This window comes from Caulobacter sp. (genome assembly GCF_049283275.1).
Classification (GTDB): domain Bacteria; phylum Pseudomonadota; class Alphaproteobacteria; order Caulobacterales; family Caulobacteraceae; genus Caulobacter.
In genome coordinates this window covers 1-8683 of sequence record NZ_JBAPVS010000316.1, presented here as the reverse complement: position 1 = coordinate 8683, position 8683 = coordinate 1, and the positions used below count along the sequence as shown (strand labels likewise).

9 protein-coding genes and 1 tRNA gene are annotated in these 8683 nt (G+C 68.2%); 5 read left to right on the top strand and 5 right to left on the bottom strand.

Annotated elements, in window-relative coordinates; translation table 11 throughout:
* Positions 1-26: 26 nt before the first annotated feature.
* The 3 genes from arfB to WAL33_RS17915 form a co-directional block, all read right to left on the bottom strand.
* On the bottom strand, positions 27-449 hold the full coding sequence (gene arfB / locus WAL33_RS17925; RefSeq protein ID WP_422182899.1) for an alternative ribosome rescue aminoacyl-tRNA hydrolase ArfB: 423 nt from the start codon (positions 447-449) through the stop codon (positions 27-29).
* Positions 446-916 (bottom strand): YaiI/YqxD family protein, encoded by a 471-nt coding sequence (locus tag WAL33_RS17920; protein ID WP_422182897.1) that lies wholly within the window; start codon positions 914-916, stop codon positions 446-448. Before WAL33_RS17920 ends, arfB begins: the two co-directional genes overlap by 4 nt.
* A 94-nt stretch (positions 917-1010) precedes the next feature.
* Positions 1011-1085: transfer RNA gene (locus tag WAL33_RS17915), tRNA-Thr, on the bottom strand.
* A 148-nt stretch (positions 1086-1233) separates the two neighbouring features.
* Between WAL33_RS17915 and WAL33_RS17910 the strand changes: the two genes are divergently transcribed.
* Genes WAL33_RS17910 through WAL33_RS17895 form a run of 4 tightly spaced genes read left to right on the top strand, consistent with a single transcriptional unit; the run spans position 1234 to position 5286 of the window.
* Positions 1234-2547 carry a serine hydrolase domain-containing protein gene (locus WAL33_RS17910; RefSeq protein ID WP_422182895.1) on the top strand — a complete coding sequence of 438 codons (1314 nt, stop codon included), beginning with the start codon at positions 1234-1236 and terminating at the stop codon, positions 2545-2547.
* 44 nt (positions 2548-2591) lie between these two features.
* Positions 2592-3569, top strand: a complete 978-nt coding sequence (locus WAL33_RS17905; protein WP_422182893.1) for a quinone oxidoreductase family protein — start codon at positions 2592-2594, stop codon at positions 3567-3569.
* A complete protein-coding gene (locus WAL33_RS17900) occupies positions 3566-4504 on the top strand; it encodes an NAD(P)H-dependent flavin oxidoreductase (RefSeq protein WP_422182891.1) in 939 nt (312 codons plus the stop codon). Before WAL33_RS17905 ends, WAL33_RS17900 begins: the two co-directional genes overlap by 4 nt.
* Positions 4505-4518: 14 nt before the next feature.
* Positions 4519-5286, top strand: coding sequence for an SDR family oxidoreductase (locus WAL33_RS17895; RefSeq protein WP_422182900.1), 768 nt, complete (start codon positions 4519-4521; stop codon positions 5284-5286).
* 2 nt (positions 5287-5288) lie between these two features.
* Here WAL33_RS17895 and WAL33_RS17890 read toward each other — a convergent pair whose 3' ends face one another.
* Both WAL33_RS17890 and WAL33_RS17885 read right to left on the bottom strand, forming a co-directional pair.
* Positions 5289-6140: an arginyltransferase gene (locus WAL33_RS17890; RefSeq protein ID WP_422182889.1), complete on the bottom strand. Its 852-nt coding sequence runs from the start codon at positions 6138-6140 to the stop codon at positions 5289-5291.
* Positions 6141-6264: 124 nt separating this feature from the next.
* The gene (locus WAL33_RS17885; protein ID WP_422182888.1) at positions 6265-7164 is read right to left on the bottom strand and encodes a flagellar motor protein MotB; all 900 of its coding nucleotides are present in this window, start codon (positions 7162-7164) and stop codon (positions 6265-6267) included.
* 115 nt (positions 7165-7279) lie between these two features.
* Between WAL33_RS17885 and WAL33_RS17880 the strand changes: the two genes are divergently transcribed.
* Positions 7280-8149 (top strand): NAD(P)-dependent oxidoreductase, encoded by an 870-nt coding sequence (locus WAL33_RS17880; protein WP_422182886.1) that lies wholly within the window; start codon positions 7280-7282, stop codon positions 8147-8149.
* Positions 8150-8683 lie beyond the last annotated feature (534 nt).

The window sequence follows — 8683 nt, the reverse complement described above, 5'->3', positions numbered from 1 at the left end:
GGTGAAGGTCGTTGGCCGCTCTGTCATTAGTCGTCGCCCTTGGGCCGTCCCCGCAGGCTCTTGATCCCCGCCCGCTTGCCCTTGGTCTCCAGCCGCTTGAGCTTGCTGGAATAGGTCGGTTTGGTCGGGCGGCGGGCCTTGGGGCGGACGGCCGCCTGGCGCAGCAGTTCGACGAAGCGTTCGACGATCTCCTGGCGGTTCATCTCCTGCGAGCGGCTGCCCTGGGCGAACAGGATCAGCACCCCGTCGCCGGTCAGCCGCGTCCCGGCCAGCCGCTCCAGCCGGGCCTTCATGTCCTCGGGCAGCACCGGCGACCCGCGGACGTCGAAGCGCAGTTCGATGGCGGTCGAGGTCTTGTTGACGTGCTGGCCGCCGGGACCCGAGGCGCGGGCGGCCTTGAAGGTCAGGTCGTCCTCGTCGATCGACAGCCAGGGGGTGATCTGGATCATCGCTTAGCGCGCCGCGCCTTGACCACCGCCTGGTCCAGGGCCTGCAGGAAGCGCGAGCGGTCGGCCGGGCCAAACGCCTTGGGCCCGCCGGTGATTTCGCCGAACGAGCGCAGATGCTCGCCCAGCTCACGCGAGGCCAGGGCCGAGCCGATGGAGTCGGGCGTGAACACCCGGCCGTTGGGGGCCAGGGCGGCGGCCCCGGCCTTCAGCACCCGGTCGGCCAGCGGGATGTCATTGGTCACCACCACGTCGCCGGGCAGGGCGCGTTCGGCGATCCAGTCGTCGGCGATGTCGGGCCCGGACTCGACCACCACCTGCTCGATGGCAGGCGTCAGGGGCACGCGGATGAAGCTGTTGGACACCACCATCGTCTTCAACCCGTAGCGGGCGGCGACCTTGTAGACCTCGTCCTTCACCGGACAGGCGTCGGCGTCGATGAAGATCAGGGCGGGGCGGGGCTGGCTCATGGCGGGGTTCGCGACGGGGCGCCGGCGTCCGGCTTGGCGCTGGCCTTAGCCCGACCGGCCAGGCCTGTCCACGCCGCCGTCGCCAGGAGGGGTTTGGTGCCGGATGAGGGGATTGAACCCCCGACCTTCGGTTTACAAAACCGCTGCTCTACCGCTGAGCTAATCCGGCCAGCACCGCCACGCCGGGCGGGGGTTCTCCTTAGCCGCAAGGACCGGGGGCGGGCAAGGGCGGCGGCCAACCTGATCCCCAACCTCGTCCATTGCCGTGTCATCAAACCAAGCTAAGGTGTCCTCAAACAACTGTTCGGAGGGCGGCGGTGCGGATTTTGCGGACAATGGCGGCGGCGGTGGCCGTCTTGGCGTTGGCGGGTGGTCCGGCCTGGAGCGCGCCCAAGGCCGCTCCCAGCCTGGCGATGGCCGCGCCGGGCACCGCGGGCTTCTCGCCCGAGCGTCTGAAGCGGCTGGACGCCTACATGCAGAGCCTGGTCGATCAAGGCCACTTGCCGGGCGCGATCACCATGGTCGCTCGCCACGGCAAGATCGTCAGCTACGAGACGTTCGGGAAGAAGGCGATCGGCGGCGCGCCGATGACCAAGGACACGATCTTCCGGATCTATTCCCAGACCAAGCCGGTGACCGGCGTGGCGATGATGATCCTGTTCGAGGAGGGCAAGTGGCGCCTCGACGATCCGGTCACCAAGTTCGTGCCTGAGCTGGCCAATCTCAAGGTCTACAAGGGCCAGAACCCGGACGGGACGTTCATCACCGAGCCGGCGACGCGCGCGGCCACCATGCGCGAGATCATGAGCCACACGGGCGGCTTCGCCTATGGTCTTCGTACGGATCAACCGGTCGAGAAGGCCTATCGCGACAGCGGCCTGCTGGGCTCCAAGACCCAAGCCGAGTTCCTGGCAACCTTGGCCAAGCTGCCCCTGGCCAGCCAGCCGGGGACCGAGTGGCGCTACAGCGTCTCGGTCGACATCCAGGGCCTGATCGTCGAGCGGCTGTCGGGCATGAGCTTGGCCGACTTCATGAAAAGCCGGATCTTCGATCCGCTGAAGATGACCGACACCGCGTTCTGGGTTCCGCAGGCCAAGAGCGATCGCCTGGCCGCGCTCTATATTCCCGATCCCAAGACCCGCACCTTGAAGTCGGCCGACAACTTCATGGTGCTGGACGTCACCAAGCCGCCGGCGATCGCCTCGGGCGGCGGCGGGCTGGTCTCGACCACGGCTGACTATGCCCGTTTCGCCCAGATGCTGCTGAACGGCGGCCAACTGGATGGCGCCCGCATCCTGGCGCCGGGCACGATCAAGCTGATGGCGAGCAACCACCTGTCCGACATCGTGATGGCCGCGCCGGACGCGACGTTCTCGCCGGCCAAAGGCGGGGGCTTTGGCCTCGATTTCGCGGTGGTCACCAATTCGGCCCGAGACGGCACGCTGCAAGGCGAGGGGACCTACAGCTGGGGCGGCGCGGCCGGCACCTGGTTCTGGATCGACCCCAAGAACGACCTCTTCATGTTGGGGATGATCCACATCCTGGCCAAGGAGATGGACCCGGCCCTGGCCAAGATCAGCGATGACGCCGCCACTCTGGTCTACCAGGCTCTGGTCGATCCAGCGCAGTAGTCGCCCGCGAAGGGCCAATAAAAACAAAGTCTAGGGAGCCTGTCATGAAGGCCGCCGTCTACTACGAAACCGGTTCGCCGGAGGTATTGAAGTACGAGGACGTCGCCGATCCGCCCTGCTACCCCAGTGGCGTGGTGATCCGTGTTGAGGCGGTCAGCATAGAGGGGGGCGACACCCTCAACCGCGGCGGCGGCCCAATGGCGGGCAGTCCGCACATTGTCGGCTACCAGGCGGCGGGCGAGATCATCGAGGTCGGGGCCGAGGTCACCCACCTGAAGGTCGGCCAGAAGGTCGTCACCGTGAACGCCTTCGGCTCGCACGCCGAGCTACGCAGCGTGCCGGCCCGCAACGCCTGGCCGATCCCCGACGGCTTCGACGTCCGCAAAGCCGCCGCGATCCCGGTGCCGTTCGGCACGGCGCATGAGTGCCTGTTCGGGGCCGGCCATCTGAAGGCGGGCGAGACCGTGCTGGTCCAGGCCGGGGCGGGGGCCGTCGGCGTCGCCGCCATCCAGCTGGCCAAGCGGGCCGGGGCGACGGTTCTGGCCACCGCCTCCAGCGACGAGCGCCTGGAGCGCCTCAAGCCCCTCGGCCTGGACCACGGGATCAACTACAGCCGTGACGACGTGGTCGAGCAGGTGATGAACCTGACCGGCGGCAAGGGCGTGGACCTGGTGGTCGATCCAGTCGGCGGTCCGACCCTGCAGACCAGCATCGGGGCCCTGGGCTATCGCGGCCGGATCTCGCTGGTCGGTCAGGCCGGGCGCGAGCCGACCAAGGTGGACGTCTCGTCGCTGATGAGCGGCAACCGCAGCCTGACGGGCGTGTTCCTGGGCGCGGAGATCATGACTGACCGCGTTCACGACATGATCCAGACCCTGATCGACGAGGCCGCGCGCGGCGAGCTGCAGGTGTTGATCGACAAGACCTTCCCACTGTCGCAGGCCGCCGCCGCCCACGCCTATATCGAGAGCCGCCAAGCCGTCGGCCGGGTGCTGTTGATCCCCCAAGCAGGCGAAAAATGACCGGCAACAGAGTCATGGCCCACACGGGCGCCAAATATCCGATCGTCCAGGCCCCGATGGGCTGGATCGCCCGCTATCCCCTGGCCAGCGCCGTCTCGCGGGCCGGGGGGCTTGGGATCATCGAGACCTCGTCCGGCGAGACTGAAAACTGCAAGGCCGAGATCCGCAAGATGGCCGACAGCGGTCTGCCGTTCGGCGTGAACCTGCCGATCCTGTTCCTGAAGGACGACGCCATGCTGCGCTTCGTCTGCGAGAGCGGGGTCAGGTTCGTCACCACCTCGGCCGGCAGTCCGGCCAAGTTCGTGGGGCCGCTGAAGGATGCCGGCATCGTGGTCTATCACGCCGTGCCGACCGTCGATGCGGCGGTCAAGTGCGTCGAGGCGGGCGTCGACGGCCTGGTGGTCGAGGGCGCCGAGGGCGGCGGCTTCAAGAACCCCGAGGAGGTCTCGACCCTGGTGCTGCTGCAGGCCATCCGGGCCCGGGTGGACGTTCCGCTGATCGCCGCCGGGGGAATCTGCGATGGCCGGGGCATGGCCGCGGCCTTCGCTCTTGGGGCGGAGGCCGTGCAGATGGGCACCCGCTTCGTCAGCGCCGTCGAAAGTCCCGTGCACGCCAACTACAAGGCCGCGATCACCGGCTCCAAGGAGACCGGCACCTGGGTGCTCAACAAGAAGGCCAGCCCCTGCATCCGCGCCCTGAAGTCCGAACGGACCCGCGAGATCCATGAGGCCGGACTGATGCCGCCCGACGCCCTGAAGGGCATCCTCGGCGTCTATTTCGGCGGTGACATGGAGGCCGCGCCGGCCCTGGCGGGCCAGACGGTTGGTCTGATCGACGAGGTCAAATCGGCCGCCCAGATCATCGACGAGACCGTCGCGCAGTTCTTCGAAATCACCCAGCGGCTAGGCGCGCTCAGCGCCGGCCGCAGCTTCTGAAAGACCAGTCCATGATGCAGAACCTGTTTTCCCTGAAGGGCCGCGTGGCCCTGGTCACCGGCGGATCGCGCGGCATCGGCAAGATGATCGCCGAGGGCTTCCTGACTTACGGGGCGCGCCGCGTGTACGTCTCGGCCCGCAAGGCCGCCGCCTGCGACGCGACCGCCGAGGAGCTGTCGGCGATCGGCGAATGCATCTCGCTGCCGGCCGACGTCTCGACGATGGAAGGCATCCAGGGTCTGGTGGCGCGGATCGCCGAGCGCGAGGACAAGCTGGACATCCTGGTCAACAACGCCGGCGCGGCCTGGGGCGCGCCCTTCGACGAGTTTCCCGAGAGCGGGTGGGACAAGGTCGTGGACCTGAACATGAAGACGCCGTTCTTCCTGACCCAGGCGCTGATCGGCCACCTGCGGGCGGCGGGCAAGGATCACGTGGCCAAGGTGATCAACATCGCCTCGATCGACGGCCAGTCGGTGACCCACGACGAGACCTATCCCTACGGCGCGTCCAAGGCCGGCCTCCTGCACATGACCAAGCGCATGGCCCTGCGTCTGGCGTCCGACAACATCGCCGTCAGCTGCATCGCGCCGGGCGCCTTCGCCTCGGACATGAACAAGGTCGCTCGCGACCATTCTGACGCGGTGTCCAAGAGCATCCCGGCCGGCCGGATCGGCACGACCGAGGACATGGCGGGGGCGGCGATCTATCTGGCCTCGCGGGCCGGGGACTATGTGACCGGATCGGCCGTCACCGTGGACGGCGGCGTCAGCTTCGCCCGCTAAGCTCAGGGCTTGCCCGGGCTGGGGAAGCCCCCCAGCTCGGCCGGCTCGGCGTCGCTGAGCTCGACGCCGGCGTTGGAGCCGCAGCCGACCGGTTTGGGCGGACGCGCGCCGCGTTCACGGGCCGACATCAGGGCCCAGCCGCCGGGCTTGAGGATTTCCAGCGGCGAGAAGCGGGCCTTGTAGGCCATCTTCTCGCTGCCCGGCACCCAGTAGCCCAGATAGACGTAGGGCAGGCTGTTGATCTGGGCCTGCAGGATGTGGTCCAGGATGATGAACGAGCCCAGACTGCGCTTGGTCAGGCTGGGATCGTAGAAGCTGTAGACCAGCGACAGGCCGTCGGCGAGCACGTCGACCAGCACGCAGGCGATCAGGTCGCCGGGGCCGCGATCCTGCGAGCGCAGGCGGTATTCGATCAGGTGGGTGCGGACCGCGGTGTCCTCGACCATGGCCACATAGTCGGGCCAGGTCATCTCGGCCATGCCGCCGTCGGCGTGGCGGGTCAGCAGGTAGCGGCGCAGCAGCTCGAACTGCTCCAGCGTGGCCTCGGCCTCGACCAGGTGGCGTTCCAGATCGGTGTTGCGGGTCAGAACCTTGCGCTCGGACCGCGAGAAGACGTAGTCCAGGGCCGCGGCGCGGGCCGACTGACAGGCGCGGCAGGTCTCGCAGGCGGGCCGGTAGGCGATGTTCTGGGAGCGACGAAAGCCGACCTGGGTCAGGCTGTCATTGACGGTGGGGCCGTCGGACAGCGGCAAGTGGGCGAAGACTTTGCGTTCCTCGCGTCCGGGCAGATAGGGGCAAGGCGTGGGCGCCGTGAGGAAGAAGCGCAGCTGTCGCGTCGGAAAGTGCTGCGTCACGGAAAGCGCCCGATCCCTCTAGTGGCCTCGCCCGCGATACTGGGCTGATAAGGGATTAGGGGGCATCCGCGACGGTTGCGCAAGCTGTGCAGCACGCGTGAGCGTTATCGCGCTGCGGGCGGCCCTAGAGACCATCGGGAAGCACCGGCTTTTCGCGCAGGAGCACGATCGAGATGCGGCGGTTGCCGGGCAGGGTGGGGTCGTCCGCGTACAGCGGCTCGGAATTGGCCTTGCCGGAAACCTGGTAGATGCGGTCCTCGTCGACTCCGGCCCCGCGCAGCACTTGGCGAGAGGCGTCGGCGCGCGAGGCCGACAGGGACCAGTCGCTGTCGGCGCGCTTGCCGGCCGAGCTGGCGCTGGTGTGGCCCGAAATGGTCAGGCGGTTGGGCAGCTGGTTGATCACCTTGGAGATGGCGCGCAGCAGGATGCGGGCGCGATCGTTGGGTTCGCGCGAGTTCTCCTTGAACATCGAGCGGCCCTCCTGGTCGATCAGCTGGATCCGCAGGCCCTCTGGGGTCTGGTCGATGATGATCTGCTTGGACAGCTCGGCCAGCTCGGGCATCTCCTGCAGCGACTGGCGCAGCGACTGGGCCGCCGAGGCGAAGCTGTCCTGCTCCTTCTTGGCCAGGGCGTCGCGCAGGGCCTGTTCGCTGGCCGAGTCGAGATTGGCCGCGGCGGTGCTCTGACCGTCCTTGTCGGTTTCGGTGGGGGCTTCGGGGGCCATCTGCTGGATGACCGACATCTTGCCGTCGGCCTTGGCGCCGTCGTCGCCCAGCGAGGTGCCGCCCAGGATGCCGCCCGAGCCGCTGGTGCTGGACGAGATCGAGGCCGGCGCGAAATAGTCGGCGATGCCCTGTTTCTGCTCGGGGCTGGTGGTGTTCAGCAGCCACATCAGCAGGAAGAAGGCCATCATCGCGGTCACGAAGTCGGCATAGGCGACCTTCCAGGCGCCGCCGTGGTGACCCCCGCCGACGACCTTCTTGACCTTCTTGATGATGATCGGCTGTTCGCCGCTGACGGCCATGCGCTTAAGCCTGCTTAACCCTGTTGGGGCAACGTGACGGCTGGGTGTTAAAATGCCGTTGCGATCGGGGCCGCGAAGGGCGATGTCGGGCGCGCCTCATAAGGGAGTTCGCGGCATGAAGACGGCGTTTATCGGCCTGGGCGTGATGGGTTTTCCGATGGCGGGACACCTGAAGGCCGCCGGCCACGAGGTCACCGTCTTCAACCGCACGCCGGAAAAGGCCGCCCGCTGGGTCGAAAGGCACGGCGGCGCATCCAAGCCGACCATCGCCGAGGCGGTGGCGGGGGCCGAGCTGGTCTGCCTGTGCGTGGGCAATGACGACGATGTGCGCGACGTCGTGGCGCAGGTCCTGCCGGCCATGGCCGCCAAAGGGGAGAATGGGGGCGGCGTGATCGTCGACCACACCACCACCTCGGCCACCGTGGCCCGCGAGATGGACGCCGCCGCGCGCGCCGTCGGCCGCTGGTTCGTCGACGCCCCGGTGTCGGGCGGCCAGGCGGGGGCCGAGAACGGCCAGCTGACGATCATGGCCGGCGGCGATGCGGGCGCCTACGCCCGGGTCGAGCCGGTGCTCGCGGCCTACGCCAAGGCGATCCGGCTGATGGGGCCGTCGGGCGCCGGGCAACTGACCAAGATGTGCAACCAGATCGCCATCGCCGGCCTGGTCCAGGGCGTGGCCGAGGCGCTGCACTTCGCCAAGCGCGCCGGCCTGCCGACCGACGACGTGCTGGCCGCCATCTCCAAGGGCGCGGCCCAGTCGTGGCAGATGGAGAACCGCTGGAAGACCATGTCGGAAGGCAAGTTCGACTTCGGCTTCGCGGTGGACTGGATGCGCAAGGACCTGGGCATCGCCCTGGCCGAGGCGGCGGTCAACGGCGCCAAGCTGGAGGGCACGGCGATGATCGACGGTTTCTACGGCGAGGTTCAGGCGATGGGCGGGCATCGGTGGGATACGTCCAGTCTTGTGGCGCGGTTGGAGAAGTAGGCTTGGCCTGAAGCGTTTCGGCGGCGATCACTTGCCCCCTACGGACCGCTTCGCGGTCGTCTTCCCCCACAGGGGGAAGAGGGGCCGCCGGAGGCGCCGCGCGCGTCCTCCGCCCCCTATGGGGGCGGACAGACCGCGAAGCGGTCAGGTGGGGGCAAGTGTTCACCGGCACGGCCTCTCGTTCTCACGCGATCTCTCGCTGAGCTGATCGGAAAGGGTCGCGGAGCGCCGGACCACGTCCGGAGCTTGAATAAAGAATACCGTTTCGACGAAGCCCGATCGCTCCGCGCGGTCGTTATCCGGAAGCCCGCGACGCTGAGCCCTGTTAGGGCCTCGCCGCCTTGAAGCCTCCGACGGGCGGGCCAGGTCAACGAACCCCAGTCCCGGACCGCGAGCGCGTCACCGCCCGCCTGCCGCCAAGCCGGCCCTCACGCCACGTCGTTTTTGTGTTCCAGGCCCGACCGGCTCCAGAGACGTGAGGTTTGACGAGTCCCTACACACGCGGATCCCGCCGCCGACAGAGCTTCCCGCTCG

Excerpts from the sequence above, each read along its gene's own strand:
- arfB (WP_422182899.1), bottom strand. The coding sequence starts at position 449 with ATGATCCAGATCACCCCCTGGCTGTCGATCGACGAGGACGACCTGACC.
- WAL33_RS17920 (WP_422182897.1), bottom strand. The coding sequence starts at position 916 with ATGAGCCAGCCCCGCCCCGCCCTGATCTTCATCGACGCCGACGCCTGT.
- WAL33_RS17905 (WP_422182893.1), top strand. The coding sequence starts at position 2,592 with ATGAAGGCCGCCGTCTACTACGAAACCGGTTCGCCGGAGGTATTGAAG.
- WAL33_RS17900 (WP_422182891.1), top strand. The coding sequence starts at position 3,566 with ATGACCGGCAACAGAGTCATGGCCCACACGGGCGCCAAATATCCGATC.
- WAL33_RS17895 (WP_422182900.1), top strand. The coding sequence starts at position 4,519 with ATGCAGAACCTGTTTTCCCTGAAGGGCCGCGTGGCCCTGGTCACCGGC.
- WAL33_RS17885 (WP_422182888.1), bottom strand. The coding sequence starts at position 7,164 with ATGGCCGTCAGCGGCGAACAGCCGATCATCATCAAGAAGGTCAAGAAG.
- WAL33_RS17880 (WP_422182886.1), top strand. The coding sequence starts at position 7,280 with ATGAAGACGGCGTTTATCGGCCTGGGCGTGATGGGTTTTCCGATGGCG.